11 protein-coding genes are annotated in these 15,282 nt (G+C 65.5%); 8 read left to right on the top strand and 3 right to left on the bottom strand.

Going from position 1 to position 15,282, the window contains the following annotated elements:
* The 4 genes from kdpC to L7H23_RS05755 all read left to right on the top strand — a co-directional run bounded on the left by kdpC (position 1) and on the right by L7H23_RS05755 (position 4,392).
* Complete coding sequence (gene kdpC / locus L7H23_RS05770) at positions 1 to 591, top strand: potassium-transporting ATPase subunit KdpC (RefSeq protein WP_237838400.1); 591 nt, start codon at positions 1 to 3, stop codon at positions 589 to 591.
* Positions 588 to 3,257 (top strand): sensor histidine kinase KdpD, encoded by a 2,670-nt coding sequence (locus L7H23_RS05765; protein ID WP_237838399.1) that lies wholly within the window; start codon positions 588 to 590, stop codon positions 3,255 to 3,257. The genes kdpC and L7H23_RS05765 overlap by 4 nt, the downstream gene beginning before the upstream one ends.
* Complete coding sequence (locus tag L7H23_RS05760) at positions 3,254 to 3,979, top strand: response regulator transcription factor (protein ID WP_237838398.1); 726 nt, start codon at positions 3,254 to 3,256, stop codon at positions 3,977 to 3,979. Before L7H23_RS05765 ends, L7H23_RS05760 begins: the two co-directional genes overlap by 4 nt.
* Before the next feature lie 122 nt (positions 3,980 to 4,101).
* A complete protein-coding gene (locus tag L7H23_RS05755; protein ID WP_237838397.1) occupies positions 4,102 to 4,392 on the top strand; it encodes a hypothetical protein in 291 nt (96 codons plus the stop codon).
* A 4-nt stretch (positions 4,393 to 4,396) separates the two neighbouring features.
* Here L7H23_RS05755 and rhaT read toward each other — a convergent pair whose 3' ends face one another.
* The 3 genes from rhaT to L7H23_RS05740 are packed head-to-tail and all read right to left on the bottom strand — an operon-like array spanning position 4,397 to position 8,034.
* A complete protein-coding gene (gene rhaT, locus L7H23_RS05750) occupies positions 4,397 to 5,455 on the bottom strand; it encodes an L-rhamnose/proton symporter RhaT (protein WP_237838396.1) in 1,059 nt (352 codons plus the stop codon).
* Between the two features lie 21 nt (positions 5,456 to 5,476).
* Positions 5,477 to 6,619 (bottom strand): FMN-dependent L-lactate dehydrogenase LldD, encoded by a 1,143-nt coding sequence (gene lldD, locus L7H23_RS05745; RefSeq protein WP_237838395.1) that lies wholly within the window; start codon positions 6,617 to 6,619, stop codon positions 5,477 to 5,479.
* A complete protein-coding gene (locus L7H23_RS05740) occupies positions 6,616 to 8,034 on the bottom strand; it encodes a carbohydrate kinase (protein ID WP_237838394.1) in 1,419 nt (472 codons plus the stop codon). The genes lldD and L7H23_RS05740 overlap by 4 nt, the downstream gene beginning before the upstream one ends.
* Before the next feature lie 115 nt (positions 8,035 to 8,149).
* On the opposite strand from L7H23_RS05740, the gene L7H23_RS05735 reads away from it, so the two are divergent.
* The 4 genes from L7H23_RS05735 to L7H23_RS05720 all read left to right on the top strand — a co-directional run bounded on the left by L7H23_RS05735 (position 8,150) and on the right by L7H23_RS05720 (position 15,279).
* A complete protein-coding gene (locus tag L7H23_RS05735; protein ID WP_237838393.1) occupies positions 8,150 to 10,261 on the top strand; it encodes a bifunctional rhamnulose-1-phosphate aldolase/short-chain dehydrogenase in 2,112 nt (703 codons plus the stop codon).
* Positions 10,262 to 10,282: 21 nt separating this feature from the next.
* On the top strand, positions 10,283 to 11,578 hold the full coding sequence (gene rhaI, locus L7H23_RS05730; protein ID WP_237838392.1) for an L-rhamnose catabolism isomerase: 1,296 nt from the start codon (positions 10,283 to 10,285) through the stop codon (positions 11,576 to 11,578).
* Between the two features lie 60 nt (positions 11,579 to 11,638).
* Complete coding sequence (locus tag L7H23_RS05725; RefSeq protein ID WP_237838391.1) at positions 11,639 to 12,424, top strand: DeoR/GlpR family DNA-binding transcription regulator; 786 nt, start codon at positions 11,639 to 11,641, stop codon at positions 12,422 to 12,424.
* A 209-nt stretch (positions 12,425 to 12,633) separates the two neighbouring features.
* Positions 12,634 to 15,279 carry a TonB-dependent receptor gene (locus L7H23_RS05720; protein ID WP_237838390.1) on the top strand — a complete coding sequence of 882 codons (2,646 nt, stop codon included), beginning with the start codon at positions 12,634 to 12,636 and terminating at the stop codon, positions 15,277 to 15,279.
* The last annotated feature ends 3 nt before the right edge of the window (positions 15,280 to 15,282 follow it).

The raw sequence follows: 15,282 nt of genomic DNA, 5'->3' as shown, positions 1-15,282 counted from the left end.
ATGAACAAGGATCTCATCACCTCGCTGCGCCCCGCGCTCGTCATGACGTTGCTCTTCGCCGCTTTGCTCGGCCTCGCCTATCCGCTGGCACTCACCGGCGTCGGGCAGGCGCTCTTCCCGAACCAGGCGAACGGCAGCGTCGTCGAGGAGAATGGCAAGATCATCGGCTCGACCGTCGTCGGCCAGGCCTTCACGTCGGAGCGCTATTTCAACACGCGACCGTCGGCGGCGGGCAAGGGGTATGACGGGCTCGCCTCGTCAGGCTCGAATCTCGGCCCGACCTCGCAGGCGCTTGCTGATCGCGTGAAGGCCGACGTGGCCAGACTTTCCGAAACGGCGCCAGGGGCCAATGTCCCGCCTGACCTGGTGACGACCTCCGCCTCGGGGCTCGATCCCGATATCAGCCCCGAGGCGGCTTTTTATCAGGTCGATCGCGTCGCAAAGGCGCGCGGCCTCGATCCGGCGGCGGTTCGCGGGCTGGTCGAGCGGAGCGTCGAAGGGCCGGTTCTGGGCTTCCTTGGCGAGCCGCGCGTCAATGTGTTCGAGCTCAATCGACGACTCGATGCCTTTGGGGCTAAACCCCCCGCGTGACCGGAAACGACCGACCATCTCCCGAGGCCTTTCTGCGTCAGGCGGCGCAGGAGGGCCGCGGCCGTCTGAAAGTCTTTCTCGGCGCCGCGCCCGGCGTCGGCAAGACATGGGAGATGCTGACCGATGGCCGTCATCGCCGCGAGGCCGGGGTCGACGTCGTCGTTGGCGTGGTCGAGACGCACGGGCGGCGCGAGACCGAGGCGCTCGTCCACGGGCATGAGGTCATCGCGCGGCGCCAGGTCGAGCATCAGGGGCACAGCCTCGGCGAGATGGACATCGACGCGATCCTTGCGCGGCATCCGCAGCTCGTGCTCGTCGACGAGCTCGCGCACACCAACGCGCCCGGCAGCCGGCATCCGAAGCGCTATCAGGACGTCGAGGAATTGCTCGATGCCGGAATCGACGTTTATTCGACGCTCAACATCCAGCATGTTGAAAGCCTCAACGACGTCGTCGCATCCTTCACCCGCGTCCGCGTCCGCGAGACGGTGCCCGACTCGATCCTCGAAAATGCCGAGATCGAGGTCGTCGACATCCCGCCCGACGAACTGATCGAGCGCCTCCGCGACGGCAAGGTCTATATCCCGCAGGAAGCGAGCCGCGCGCTTACCCACTTCTTTTCCAAATCGAACCTGACCGCGCTGCGCGAACTTGCGCTCCGCCGTGCGGCGCAGGCGGTCGACGCGCAGATGCTCGACCATGTGCGCAGCCATGCGCTGGCCGGCAGCTTCGCGGTCGGCGAGCGGATTGTGGTGGCGGTCAGCGAGCTTCCGGTGGCCGCGGGGCTGGTTCGCGCCGGCAAGCGTCTGGCCGATGCGCTGAAGGCGCCGTGGACGGCGGTCTATATCGAGACGCGGCGCAGCCAGAGCATGACCGACGAGGATCGCAGACAGCTTGCCGACACGCTCGCGCTCGCCTCGCGCCTCGGCGCCTCGACCGCGACGGTGCCGGCGGCAAGCGTCGTCGAGGGACTGCGCGCCTTTGCCGAGGATGCCCGGGCGACGCAGATCGTGATCGGCAAGTCGGCGCGGCCTTGGTGGTTCGAGATGCGTCACGGCTCCGTTGTCGACCAACTGGTGCGAACGATCGACGATGTCGCGGTACATGTCCTGCCGGGCGAGTCCGATGCGCGGGCGGTCCAGCGCCGTGCGGCCGCACTGCCCGGACGCTGGGGCAAGCCCGCGCATTATGTCGTGTCGCTCGCGATGGTCGTCGCGATGACCGTACTCGGGCGCCTGCTGCTCGAAGCGATCGACCTTGGCAATATCTCGCTTCTGTATCTCGTGCCGGTCATGTTCGCCGCCGCGACCTTCGGCGTGCGCGCCGGGCTGTTCGCGGGGCTCGCGTCGAGTCTTGCCTATAATTTCTTCTTCCTGCCGCCGACGGGCACGCTCACCGTCAACAATCCCGAGAATGTCGTCAGCATTCTCGTGCTGCTCGGCGTCGCGGTGGTCACCAGCCAGTTCGCAGCGCGCGTCCGCGCGCAGGCCGATCTCGCGCAATCGAGCGCGCGCCAGAATGCCGCGCTCGCCAGCTTCTCGCGCCAGCTGACCGCCGCGCCCGATCAGGACACGCTGATGCAGGCGATCTGCGCCGAGGTCGGCCGGCTGCTCGATGTTCGGACTGTGCTGCTGCTGCCCTCGGCCGACGGTCCTATGCTCCGCGCGGCGGTGCCGCCCGAGGACCGGCTCGAGCAGATCGAGCGTGCCGCCGCGCAATGGGCGATGGACAATGAACAGCCTGCCGGACGCGGCTCGGCGACGCTGACCGCTTCGGATTGGCTGTTCCACCCGCTCCGCACGACGCGCGGGGTGCTCGGCGTGCTGGGGTTGACCCGCGACGATGCGCACGAACCGGTGCGGTCGGATCAGGTGCCGCTGCTGATGAGCCTGCTCGACCAGGCGTCGATCGCGCTCGACCGCATGGAACTGGAAGAAACCTCGCTCCGCGCGCGGCAGGTCGACGAGCGCGACCGGCTACGCACGGCCCTGCTGTCGTCGGTCAGCCATGACTTGCGCACGCCGCTCACCACGATCCTCTCGGCGGCGCAGGAGATGCGTCGCCACCCTTCGTCCGAAATGGCCGAGACGATCGAGACCGAAGCGCTGCGCCTCAATCGTTTCGTCTCGAATCTGCTCGACATGGTGCGTGTCGAGGCGGGTGCGCTGCCGATGAAGGTGGAGGCGACCGAATTGTTCGATGCCGCGGCGAGTGCCGCGCACGACACGCGCGCTTCGCTCGCGGGGCATGAGGTCAGGATCGACATCGCCTCGACCATCCCGCTCGTCCGGGTCGATCCGGTGTTGCTCCACCATTGTCTGATCAACCTGCTGGACAATGCGGGTCGCTACGCCGATCCCGGCACGCCTATCACGATCCGCGCCAATCGTACCGCCGACGCGATCCTGCTGTCGGTGATCGACCAGGGGCCCGGCATTGCGCCCGGCAACGAAAAACGCGTGTTCGAGACTTTCACGCGCCTTGAAGGCAGTGACCGTGCCAAGCATGGAACCGGGCTCGGCCTCGCGATCGTCAAGGGCTTCGCCGAGGCGATGGGGCTGTCGGTCGAGGCGGGCAACAACAGCGATCCCCACGGCGCCCGCTTCACCATCCGCATTCCCGAACCATTGCTCATCACGGCGCCGGCCGGCAGGGATATCCCATGAAAGTGCGCCACAAGATATTGGTCGTCGATGACGAACTCCACATCCGCCGCCTGATCCGCGCCGCGCTCGAACGCGCCGACTATGCGATCGTCGAGGCCGAAAATGCGCGCGAAGCGGCCGAGCGGCTGCGCGCCGAGCGTCCCGACATCACCTTGCTCGACCTCGGGCTGCCCGATCGCGACGGGCTAGAGCTCGTGCCCCTATTCAAGCAGCAGTCGGACACAACCCTGATCGTCGTTTCGGCGCGCGATGCAACCGACGAGAAGGTGGCCGCGCTCGATCTCGGCGCGGACGATTATCTGACCAAACCGTTCGACACCGACGAACTGCTCGCGCGCGTCCGCGTTGCCTTGCGCAATCGCCTGACGCGCGACGGCGGAAACCTTGGCCTGACCGTTGGCGACGTGACGCTCGATCTTGTCGCGCATACCGTGACCAAGGGCGGCAAGGAGGTTCATCTGACGCCCAAGGAATATGCCGTGATCGCCCAGCTCGCCCGGTTTCCCGGCCGCGTCATCACGCACAACCAGATCATGAACGAGGTCTGGCCGCACGAGCATGAGCATCATGTCGAATATCTGCGCGTGCTCGTCCGGACGTTGCGTCAGAAGCTCGAATCGGATCCACAGCGGCCGCAGATCATCTGTAACGAACTTGGCATCGGCTACCGGTTGAAGGTCGAGCATGAAACTCCGACAGAAGGGCGCCCGGTCGTGCGGTGAGGCCGGCGGCGGCGTCACCGAAATTGCGCCGATCCTATGCAATCTCAACGCCGGATGCCCTTTCCCGCTCTCGAATTCCTACGGCACGATGCGTAGGTGAATGACCTCCTCCGGAGGTCCAGATGAAGAGATGGTACGCGAATCCAGTCCCCGACTTCGGCCTGCGCATGGTCGGGGTCGCCCTGCTTGCGATCGGCTGGGCGATCGGGGAGCGGCTCCATCAGGTCGCGACGGGCATATCGGCGCGCGATGCGTCGTTTCCCATGATGCTGCTCGCAGCGATCGCCTTTCTCTGTAGCAGCGGGGGCAGCGCATTGTTTTTCGTCGGGGCCGGTCTGGGCGAACCGGTCGAGGTGTCGGAGCGATGGCGCCGGCTGCCACCGCCCGACATCGACGTGTCCCGGACCGGCTAGCGGCTCAGGCCAGGCTGTTGCCGAGGCCGATCACCACCGTCGATGCCATCAGCACCGCGATCCCGAACCAGACGAGCGCGCGCGTGCGCCGGCCGGCAGGTGCCCATTCGCGGAGCGCAAAGCCCCAGAGCGTCGAAAAGAGGATGATGCTCGCCATGTGCAGGGTCCAGCTCGAAAAGCCGAAACGGCCCATCTGACTTTCGCCCATCGTGTAGAAAAAGAACTGGAAATACCACAGCGTCCCGCCGAGCGCGGCGAGCCCGTAGTTGAGCGCCAGCGGCGGCTTTCCAGTTGCGCCCGGTGCGGCTGCGCCGGCAAACTGCCGCACGCTGCGGTTGCGCGCGATCAACAGACCGCACCAGATGAGGTTGGTGGTCAGCCCGCCGAGCAGCACGACGCACAATACGGGAAGGCCCTGCCACAGCGGATCCGTCCCCGCCGCCAGCGTCAGCTCCCGGATCGGCGCGCCGGCGTCGAGGCCCCAGGCGAAGCAGCCCGACATGATGCCGGAGAAGACCGCGATCGCGAGCCCCTTGCGGAGATCGAACTCCGAACTTTCGGGCGCGGCCCGGTCGTTCATCTCGCGCTCCTTGCGCCGCCCGGCCTGCGCGACGATGACGATGCCTGCCAGCGTGATCGCGATGCCCAGAAACACCGTCTGTCCGCTCGTCGTCGCGAACAATTCGCCGAGCGTGCCGCGAAATATCGGGGGGCCCATCGTGCCGATCACCGTCGTCAGCCCGAGTGCGACCGCCATGCCGAGCGAGAGGCCGAGGTAGCGCATGGTGAGCCCGAACGTCAGCCCGCCAAGCCCCCACATCGCGCCCCAGAACCAGCACCAGAACCAGATGTCGCCGGGCGTGCGGCCGAGGACGCCGATCAGGTCGTGCGTCTGGATCGAGGCGAACAGCCATGGCGCGATCGCCCACGAGAAGATGCCGCCTGTGATCCAGAAAATCTCCCACGACCATGCGCGGATGCGTTTGTACGGCACATAGAAACTCGCCGACGACAGCCCGCCCAGCCAGTGAAAGAACACGCCGAGCAGCGGGTTCGCATCCATCCCTTTTCTCCCTCGTTCCGGTCAGGCGGCCAGTGAAGTCGCCTTGATCCGGTCCACAGTCGTCATACCTGTCAGCGCCATCGCGACGCGCATTTCAGCCTCGATCAGGTCGAGCACATGCCGCACGCCGGCTTCGCCTGCCGCCGCAAGCGCAAAGGCCCACGCGCGGCCGAGCAGGACGCCCTTCGCGCCGAGCGCAAGCATCCGCACAACGTCGAGCCCCGAGCGCACTCCGCCATCGGCCAGCACGGTCAGCCGGTCGCCGACCGCATCGGCGATCGCCGGCAGCGCCCGCACCACCGACGGCACACCGTCGAGCTGGCGCCCGCCATGGTTCGATACGATGATCCCGTCGACTCCCGCCTCGGCGGCACGGCGCGCATCCTCGGCGTCGAGGATGCCCTTGATAACGATCGGCCCGTTCCAGTGGGCCCGCACGAAATCGAGATCGGCCCAGGTCACGCTCGCGTCGAAATTATCCTTCATCCAGCCGAGGAAGTCTTCCAGCCCCGACTTCGGGCCGAGCAGTGGGGCTACATTGCCGAGCTGATGCGGCCGGCCGCGAAGGCCGACGTCCCATGCCCAGCCGGGTCGCCGCATAGCCTGTCCGACGCGGCGGGCTTGTCCACGCAAGCCGGGGGCGCCCGAAAGGCCCGAGCGAAGGTCGCGATACCGCGCGCCGGGAAGCGGCATGTCGACGGTAAAGACAAGAACGGGGCAACCGATGGCGTTCGCGTCTTCGAGAAGCGCGCGCAGGAAGCCGCGATCCCGTACCATGTAGAGCTGGAACCAGAAGGGAGCGGGCGAACCGCGCGCAACTTCTGAAAGCGAACAGGCGGATACCGTCGACAGCGTGAAGGGCACGCCCTTCGCGGCCGCCGCGCGCGCCGCCTGCACTTCGCCGCGGCGCGCGGCCATTCCCGCCAGCCCGATCGGGCCGAGCGCAACCGGCATCGCCAGTTCTTGTCCGAACAGCGTCGTCGTCAGGTCGATCGCCGACACGTCGTTCAGTACGCGCTGGCGTAGCGCGATATCCTGTAGATCCTCGATATTGGCGTTCAGCGTACGTTCGGCATAGGAGCCGCCGTCGAAATATTCGAACAGGAAATGCGGCAGGCGCTGCCGCGCCGCTTCGCGGTAATCGCCGATCGATGCGGGTTTCACGCGGCGGTTTCCATCCGTTCGCTCTCGCGCCGCCATCGCGCGCGATAGGCGGCGAGGTCGGCGTCGAGCGGCTCCACCTGCTCGAGCGGCTCGACGGGCGGCAGCGCGGCGTCGAGCAGGCGCAGTGCACCATAGGACACATCGTTGTGCGCCTTGCCGACATAGACGCGCAGGTCGGGGCGCAGCGCGGCGAGCGCGCGTACGAAGACCTGTCCTTCGGCAAAGCGCCCCTCGATCAGCAGCCGCTCGCGTGTGCCGATGAGGTCGAGCGCCGCGTCGGCGAGGAGCGCGGCATAGAGCGATACCGCCGCGCGACGCCGTTCGGATCCGGCAGGTTCGGCGGTCCAGCCTCCGCGCCCATGCGGGAACGGGCCGTAGCCGGGAGCGAAGGTCGGCAATACCATCGTGCCGGCTGTCAGGACTTCGGGGAGGGCGGCGAGCAGTGCCGGCTGGTCGGGCGCGATGTCGATCTGCCGCGTGTCGAGGCCGATCAGAGTCTCGATCTCGCGCCCCCCCATGAAGCGGGCCGACGGAACGGGTTTGCCGAAAGCATCGACGTTGATCAGGCAGTCGCGTCGCTCGTCGAGGCGACCGGTGTCGACCGACGCGGCATCCTTTGGCGATCGCATGGCGACGAACCAGGTGCCGGTCGAAAGCACGGTGGATTCATTCCCGGCAATTTCGGCGAAGCCGCGTGCCGCGAGCAGGGCCGCATTCGAATCATGGAGCCCGCAATGCACTTCGGTATCTGCGGGCAAACCCGTGATCGCGGTCCAGTCCGACGACAGCCTGCCAAGGGTGTCGCCAGCGCGGCGCAACGGCGCGAGTCTTTTTGCCCAGCCGCGCCGTTCGGCGAGCTGCGATGGCGTCCCGGCGATCGGGTTCCACAGGTCCGAGTGGCAGCCGAGACTGGTGACCTCCGATGCGGCGACGCCGCTCAGCCGCCAGCTCCAATATTGCGCCCATGGCAAGATCCGGGTGCCGTGCGCCAGCGACGGATCGAGATGCTCGAGGCGGAACAGCTGGGCGCCAAGGTTGAGGCCGTCGGGCAGGCATGGCGAGCCTGTTTCCGCGAAAGTCCCGCGTTCGGCTTCATAGGCTGCGCGAAGATGGACCGGCATTGCCTCTTCATAGTCGGCCGGAAGGCAGGCGAGCCGGTCGTCGCGGATGATCGCCACGCCCGCGCCATGACCGACCGGGATAATCGCGCCGACGTCGGCGAGGGTCCCGAAATGGCGAAGCACTCCGGTCGCCCAGAGCTCGATGCCTGCGGTATCGAGCGCCGCATAGCCTGCCGCCCTGACGCGTTCGTTCGGGCGCACGCGCCGTTCGATCAGCGCTCCGTCAGGCGACCATAGGCTGAGCTTTGCCAGCGTTTTCCCGACGTCCAGGACTATGGTTGCGCGACCTCTCATCCCTCTCCCTCTTGCTTCGTTGCGACCGAATTTGATCGAACTTTATCGAAACTGATTGCAGAGTGCCAGCGATTTCGATACAAGCCGCTCAACGACGAAACAACGAGTTTCCTTCATGCCCGATCTTCTGGATGTCACGCCTGAATCCCGCGCCGCGCTGCTGTTCGCCATTCCGGCGAATCGCTGGTCGGACGAGGAGGCGAGGGACAAGATGCCCGAAGATCTGCTGCTTTACCGGTCGAACTGCCTTGGTTCGGACCTGACGGTCACCAATTTCGGCGGCGGTAATACCTCGGCCAAGCTCGACGGGCTCGACCCGCTGACCGGTGAAACGGTCCCGGTTCTGTGGGTCAAGGGATCGGGCGGCGATATCGGGTCGATGAAGCTCGACGGCTTTTCGACGCTCTATCTCGACAAGTTGCTCGGCCTCGAGAGCCTCTATCGCGGCCACGCGCACGAAGACGAGATGGTCGGCTATCTGCCGCATTGCACCTTTGCGCTCAATCCGCGCGCGGCGTCGATCGACACACCGCTCCACGCCTGTCTGCCCTTCGCGCACGTCGATCACGTCCACCCCGACGCGATCATCGCACTCGCGGCGTCGAGCGAGGGGGAGGCGGCGACGCAGGCGATCTGGGGTGGTGCGGTCGGCTGGCTTCCCTGGCAGCGCCCGGGTTTCGACCTGGGATTGAAGCTTCGCGATCATGTCGCGGCCAATCCGGGGCTGCGCGGGGTGATGCTTGCGGGGCACGGGATCATCTGCTGGGGCGACAGCGCCCGGGCCTGTTATGACAACACGATTGCGCTGATTGCAGATGCGGCCCGATATCTGAATGCCAGGCTGGCTGATGCCCCTGCATTCGGGGGAGAGGTCGTCGCGGCACGTCCTGCCGCCGAGCGCACGGCCGTGGCGGCGAAGCTGATGCCGGCGCTCCGCGGCCTGATGGGGGGGCGCCGCGTGGGCCATTTTGCCGACGACGCCGAGACGCTTGAATTTGCCGGCAGCCGCAATTTCGCGAAGCTCGCGGCCATCGGGACATCCTGCCCCGATCATTTCCTCCGCACCAAGATTGCGCCGCTTGTGCTCGATCCGGCGCGGTTGGAAGATGCCAACTACCTCGCCGAGCGGCTGGAAGCCTATCGCGCCGGTTATGCGGCCTATTATCAGCGATGCGCCCGCGCGAATTCGCCGGCGATGCGCGACCCAAATCCGGTCGTGGTGCTGGTTCCCGGCATCGGGCGCATGACCTTCGCCGGTGACAAGACGACCGCGCGGCTTGCGGGCGAATTTTACGCGAATGCGATCAATGTGATGCGAGGAGCCGAAGCAATCGGCGCCTATGTCGGGCTGGACGAACAGGAAGCGTTCGACATCGAATATTGGTTGCTTGAGGAAGCAAAGCTCCAGCGCATGCCAAAGCCCAAGCCTCTCGCGGGTCGGATCGCGCTCGTGACGGGCGGCGCGGGCGGTATCGGGGCGGCCACCGCCGAGCGGCTTGCCGCCGACGATGCGTGCGTGCTTCTCGTCGATCGCGACGCCGACGCGCTGGCCAAGGCGACGCAGGACCTCGAAGGCCGGTTCGGCCGCGACCGTATCCGCTCGGCCGTATGCGACGTTACCGACGAAGCGCAGGTGGCGGCAGCTTTCGAGGTTTGCGCGCGCGAATTCGGCGGACTCGACGTCCTGGTCGCGAATGCCGGTATCGCCTCGTCGGCGCCGATCGAGGACACGACGCTCGAGCTGTGGCAGCGCAATTACGATGTGCTGGCGCAGGGCTATTTCCTGACCGCGCGCGCCGCCTTTCCGCTGATGAAGGCGCAAGGCTGCGGCTCGATCGTGTTCATCGGATCGAAGAATGGCATCGCGGCCGCGACCAACGCTTCGGCCTATGCGTCGGCAAAGGCGGCGGCGTTGCATCTTGCGCGCTGCCTTGCACTCGAAGGCGCGCCTTCCGGTATCCGGGTCAACACGGTCAACCCCGACGCGGTGATCAAGGGATCGCGTATCTGGGACGGCGACTGGCGGCGCGAGCGCGCAGGCGCGCACGGTATTGATGCGGGCAGCGAGCTCGAGGAACATTATCGCAACCGGTCGATGCTCAAGCGCGACGTGCTGCCCGAGGACGTTGCCGAAGCGGTCTATTTCCTTGCGAGCGATATGTCGGCAAAGTCGACCGGAAACATGATCAACGTCGACGCGGGCAACGCGCAGGCTTTCACGCGATAAGACAAGGGCAGGAGAGATTTGATGGCCGGCAACCTGCCGCTCGCACAGGATGATATCGAGCGACTGAACGTCGGGCTGGCCGGCGCACTCGACGACGATTACGACAGCCTTGGCCGGCAATTGGGGCGGCGCGGGATCGACATCGACGCCGTGAAGGCAAAGGTTGCGGATTTCTCGGTCGCGATACCGAGCTGGGGTGCCGGGCGCGGAGGCACGCGCTTCGCGAAATTCCCGATCCCCGGAGAGCCGACCAACATTCACGAAAAGCTCGAGGATTGTGCTGTCGTCCAGCAGCTCGGCCGCGCGACCCCGCGCGTCAGCCCGCATTTCCCGTGGGACAGGGTCAGCGACTATCGCGCCCTGCGTGAAGAGGCTGCGGCACTGGGTCTCGGTTTCGACGCAGTTAACAGCAACACGTTTCAGGATCAGCCGGGTCAGGCGGCCAGCTATGCCACGGGTTCACTTTCCTCGACGCGTGCCGAAGTGCGCGAGCAGGCGGTCGCCCACAACATCGAGTGCATCGAGATCGGCAGGGAACTCGGCGCGACCGACCTTACCGTCTGGGTCGGCGACGGCACCAATTTCCCGGGGCAGCAGGATCTGGGGCGCAGCCTCGACCGCTATCTCGATGCCGCTTCGCAGGTCTATGCGGCGCTTCCTTCCGGCTGGCGCATGCTGATCGAACACAAGATGTTCGAACCTGCCTTCTATTCCACCGTGATCTCCGACTGGGGCAGCTCGATCCTGGTCGCACAGGAACTGGGTGACAAGGCGAAGTGCCTCGTCGACCTCGGCCATCATGCGCCGAACGTGAACATCGAACAGATTGTCGCACGACTGCACCGCTTCGGAAAGCTCGGAGGTTTCCACTTCAACGACAGCAAATACGGCGACGACGATCTCGATTCGGGGTCGATCAACCCGCATCAGCTGTTTCTGGTCTTCAACGAACTGATCGAGGCCGAGATGAATCCGCGCGGCGATTTCCGCCCCGCCTATATGATCGACCAGTCGCACAATGTGACCGACCCGATCGAGAGCATGCTCTCGTCGGCGGAGGCGATCGTTGCGGCCTATACCAAGGCGCTGCTCGTCGATCGCGAAGCGCTGCTCGCGGCGCAGGAAGCCAATGACACGATGATGGCGTTCCAGGCGTTGCGCGCGGCCTATCGCACCGATGTCACCCCGGTTCTCGCGATGGCGCGCGCCGAAGCGGGCGGGGCGATCGACGCGATTGCGGCCTATCGGGCCAGCGGGTGGCGCGGACGCAAGGCGCAGGAGCGCGAGGCAGCCGGGGCGGCGGCGGGGATCGTCTAATCATTCGATTGCAACTCGGCGCAGCTCCCGTCAAATAGACGCAATCAGACAGGGACCCCGATGCACGCAGCCGAACGCGAAAGAATGATCCTCGACAGCCTTGGCGAGAGCGGTTTTGTGTCGTTCCGCGATCTGGAGGCGCGTGTCGCGGCATCCCCCGCCACGATCCGTCGCGATCTCGACCGGCTGGAGGAGGCCGGTGTTATCACTCGCGTGCGTGGCGGCGCCAAGCGGGTTGGCGGCAGTGCCGGCGGGCCGGCCGCCGCCGAGGAAGGGCTGTCCGGGATTCCCTTTCACGAGAATATCGGCCGCAATCGCGCCGCCAAGGAAGCGATCGGGCGCGCCGCGGCTGCGCTCTGCATTCCGGGCGAGGGCGTGATGATCGACGGCGGCTCGACGACGCTGCAGATGTGCCCGCATCTCGACGGCCTGAGCCTGCAGGTCCTGACCAACTCGCTTCATATCGTCAGCGCGCTGCTGCCGCAGCCGACGACGCGAATTCTCGTCCCCTCCGGGCAGGTGTTTCGTGAACAGAATATCGTTCTGTCGGCCGCCGGCGACGACGGAATGCCGCGCTTTCATGCGCCGAAGCTGTTCATGGGCGCGGCGTCGATGGGGCCGGCCGGGTTGATGCAGGCGGATGTGATCCTCGTCGCCGCCGAGCGTCGCCTGATCGAGCGCGCCGACGAGATCATTGTTCTGGTCGACAGCTCCAAATTCTCTGGTCCTTCGGGCAACGTCGTCTGCGCGCTCGACGAGATAGACGTGGTCGTCACCGATTCGGCGATCGATCCCCGCCATGTGGCGATGATGGAAGCCGCCGGCATTCGCATCATCATCGCCTGAATCCGCCAAAACCCTTGAGTAAGAGCTTCGGCTGGCCTTTGCCTGCGGGCAACGTTGATTGAATTTGATCATTGACGTGATCGTTAAAGACAAATAATGAGCAGTGATGCAAAAACGCTCGTCGAAGCGTGGCATCGGAGGAAGAATATTGCCGGACAGGCGCCTCCGCCAAAAGGGACTACTCGCAAGGCGAGTGCAGGGAGGATGCGATGAAGGCAATGACGGCTGCGGGTCTGGATCTGGTTGCGCGGCGTCGCGCATGGCGACGGGGTATTTCGGCGATCGCATGCGCGGGCGCGCTGCTGGGCGCGAACGCGGTTCATGCGCAGGAAGCCGAAGCCGAAGCGCCCGGCGATGCCGATATCGTCGTCACCGGAACCCTGCTCCGCGGGGTTGCGCCGGTCGGGACCAATGTCGTCGCTGTCAGCGAGGCTGACGTTGTTGCTTCGGGCGCGGCGTCGGCGAACGACCTGCTCGCATCGATTCCGCAGGTTGGCAATTTCGGCACGGTGCCCGCGGGGCTCGGCAATTTCGGCAATCCGATCGTGCGCCCCAATATCCGCAACCTGGGCGCGAGCGGCGGCTCGACGACGCTCGTGCTTGTCGACGGCCATCGCATGGTCGGTGCGGGCATCCTTCAGACCAGCTTCGATCCCTCGGTGATACCGCCCGACGTGATCCAGCGTGTCGACATCATCCCCGACGGCGGTTCTTCGATCTATGGTTCGGACGCGATCGGCGGCGTGATCAACTTCATCACGCGGGACCGCTACAACGGGATCGGCGTCAATGCGCGCTATGGCTTTGCCAAGGACTACCAGACGATCGATGCCAGCGTCATCGCGGGCAAGGACTGGGGCACGGGGTCGGTCTTCATTTCCTATTCCTACGCCTGGCACGACGATCTGATCGGCCTCGACCGGGGCTATGCGACAGCGAACCAGACGGCGCGCGGCGGCGGTGACTTCCGCAGCACCGCCTGTGCGCTCGCGAACATCACCGTCGGCGCGACGACCTATGCGCTTCCCGGCAGGACGCCCGGGGTCAATCGCTGCGATCAGACCGATTATGCGGCGATCTATCCGCGCGAGGAACGCCACAGCGTCTTTGCGGGCCTGACGCAGGATCTCAGCGATTCCGTCGCGTTCAAGCTGTCAGCCTATTGGTCGAAGCGCGACACGCTGCATCGCAGCGCGCAAAGCAGCATGAGTAGCACGATCACCGCCGCGAATCCCTTCTTCCAGCCGATCGGCACCGAGCTCGCACAGACGGTTTCCTTCGCGTTCGACAATGTGTTCGGGCCGAGCAACGACAGCCCGTCGAGCTTCTCTTCCTATGGTATCACTCCCAGCTTCGAATTCGAGCTGGGGGGCGGCTGGCAACTTCGAACCCTCGCGAACTTCGGGCGCAGCGAGAATGAATCGACCGAACGCTCGTTCAATTCGACCGCCGCGACGCTTGCACTGAACGGCACGACGACCGCGACCGCGCTCAATCCCTACAATCTGTCGGCGACATCGCCCGCTGTTCTCGCGGCGATCGACGATTTCGTGAACTATGGCGAGGCGACGCAGGAACTGGCTGAAGGCCGCGTCGTGCTCGACGGCCCGATTACCGCGCTGCCCGGCGGTGACATCCGCCTCGCGGTGGGGGGCGAATATCATTACGAGAATATCCGCTCGTTCACCGGCAGTGGCCCCGAGGCGGCAGTCACCGGATCGAATGCCTATGCGGCGCGCAATGTGAAGTCGCTGTTCGGCGAACTGCTCGTGCCGATCTTCGGCGCCGACAATCGCGTGCCCGGTTTCTACAGCCTCGAGTTGTCGGGTTCGATCCGCTATGACGATTACAGCGACGTCGGCAGCACGACCAATCCCAAGATCGGGGTGACGTGGCGGCCGTTCCAGGCGCTGACGATCCGTGGCAACTACGGCACGTCGTTCCACGCGCCGAGCCTTGCCGACCTTGGCAATTCGGTCGACGCCCGCGTCCAGGTGCTGCCTTTCAGCCCCTTCCGTGCGCCGACCAGCTCGCCGTTTGATGCGCTGCGCCCGACGATCGCGATCGCCGGCGGCAATGCCAACCTGAAACCCGAACGCGCAGATACCTGGTCGCTCGGCTTCGATCTGAAGCCCGCGGCGATCGAGGGGCTCGTCGCCAGCGCGACCTATTTCAACGTGAAGTTCAAGGACGCCATCGCGGTCCCGCCGTTCACCTCGCCCCTGTTGTTCACGACGCCGGCCTATTCGGATTTCTATATCCTCAATCCGACGCTGGCACAGGCACAGGCGGCGGCGGGCAACCTGCGCATCGACGGGGTTCCGAACCTTGCGACGCTGTTCGCGATCAGCTCGCCCTATGTGCTGTTTCTTGCGCAGCGGGCGAATCTCGGTGCCGTGAATATCGACGGGATCGACTTCAACCTTGCCTATAATCGCCCGACCGGTTTCGGTTCGGTGAGTGCGAATTTCGCGGGCACCTATCTCCTGAACCGCGAAACGCAGGTCGTGCAGGGCGGGCCGGTCAATGACGACCTCAAGAACGGGACCGGGCGCTTCCTCTTCACTGCGGGGCTCGGGGCCACGGTCGGTGATTTCACGGCGCGCGCGACGCTCAACCATCGTAGCGGCTATCCGGTTATCGGCCTTGCGCCGCAGGAGCGCGTCTCGGCGTTCGACACCGTCGACCTGTTCTTCAGCTATGACCTTGGCGACATGCTCGCGAACACGGTGCTGACGCTGAACGTCGATAATGTCTTTGACGCAGACCCGCCGTTCCTCAACAGTGCCTCGGGCTATACCAATGGCAGCACGCTCGGCCGGCTGGTATCCTTCGGTATCCGCACCAAATTCTGACGG

This window comes from Sphingopyxis sp. BSN-002, from assembly GCF_022024275.1.
Taxonomy (GTDB): domain Bacteria; phylum Pseudomonadota; class Alphaproteobacteria; order Sphingomonadales; family Sphingomonadaceae; genus Sphingopyxis.
Note: the sequence above shows the minus strand (reverse complement) of the source record. Positions and strands in the feature narration are given on the sequence as shown.

What these genes read in the sequence shown, in the direction of transcription:
- kdpC (WP_237838400.1), top strand. Translation starts at nt 1, where the DNA reads ATGAACAAGGATCTCATCACCTCGCTGCGCCCCGCGCTCGTCATGACG.
- L7H23_RS05760 (WP_237838398.1), top strand. Translation starts at nt 3,254, where the DNA reads ATGAAAGTGCGCCACAAGATATTGGTCGTCGATGACGAACTCCACATC.
- L7H23_RS05755 (WP_237838397.1), top strand. Translation starts at nt 4,102, where the DNA reads ATGAAGAGATGGTACGCGAATCCAGTCCCCGACTTCGGCCTGCGCATG.
- rhaT (WP_237838396.1), bottom strand. Translation starts at nt 5,455, where the DNA reads ATGGATGCGAACCCGCTGCTCGGCGTGTTCTTTCACTGGCTGGGCGGG.
- L7H23_RS05740 (WP_237838394.1), bottom strand. Translation starts at nt 8,034, where the DNA reads ATGAGAGGTCGCGCAACCATAGTCCTGGACGTCGGGAAAACGCTGGCA.
- L7H23_RS05735 (WP_237838393.1), top strand. Translation starts at nt 8,150, where the DNA reads ATGCCCGATCTTCTGGATGTCACGCCTGAATCCCGCGCCGCGCTGCTG.
- rhaI (WP_237838392.1), top strand. Translation starts at nt 10,283, where the DNA reads ATGGCCGGCAACCTGCCGCTCGCACAGGATGATATCGAGCGACTGAAC.
- L7H23_RS05725 (WP_237838391.1), top strand. Translation starts at nt 11,639, where the DNA reads ATGCACGCAGCCGAACGCGAAAGAATGATCCTCGACAGCCTTGGCGAG.
- L7H23_RS05720 (WP_237838390.1), top strand. Translation starts at nt 12,634, where the DNA reads ATGAAGGCAATGACGGCTGCGGGTCTGGATCTGGTTGCGCGGCGTCGC.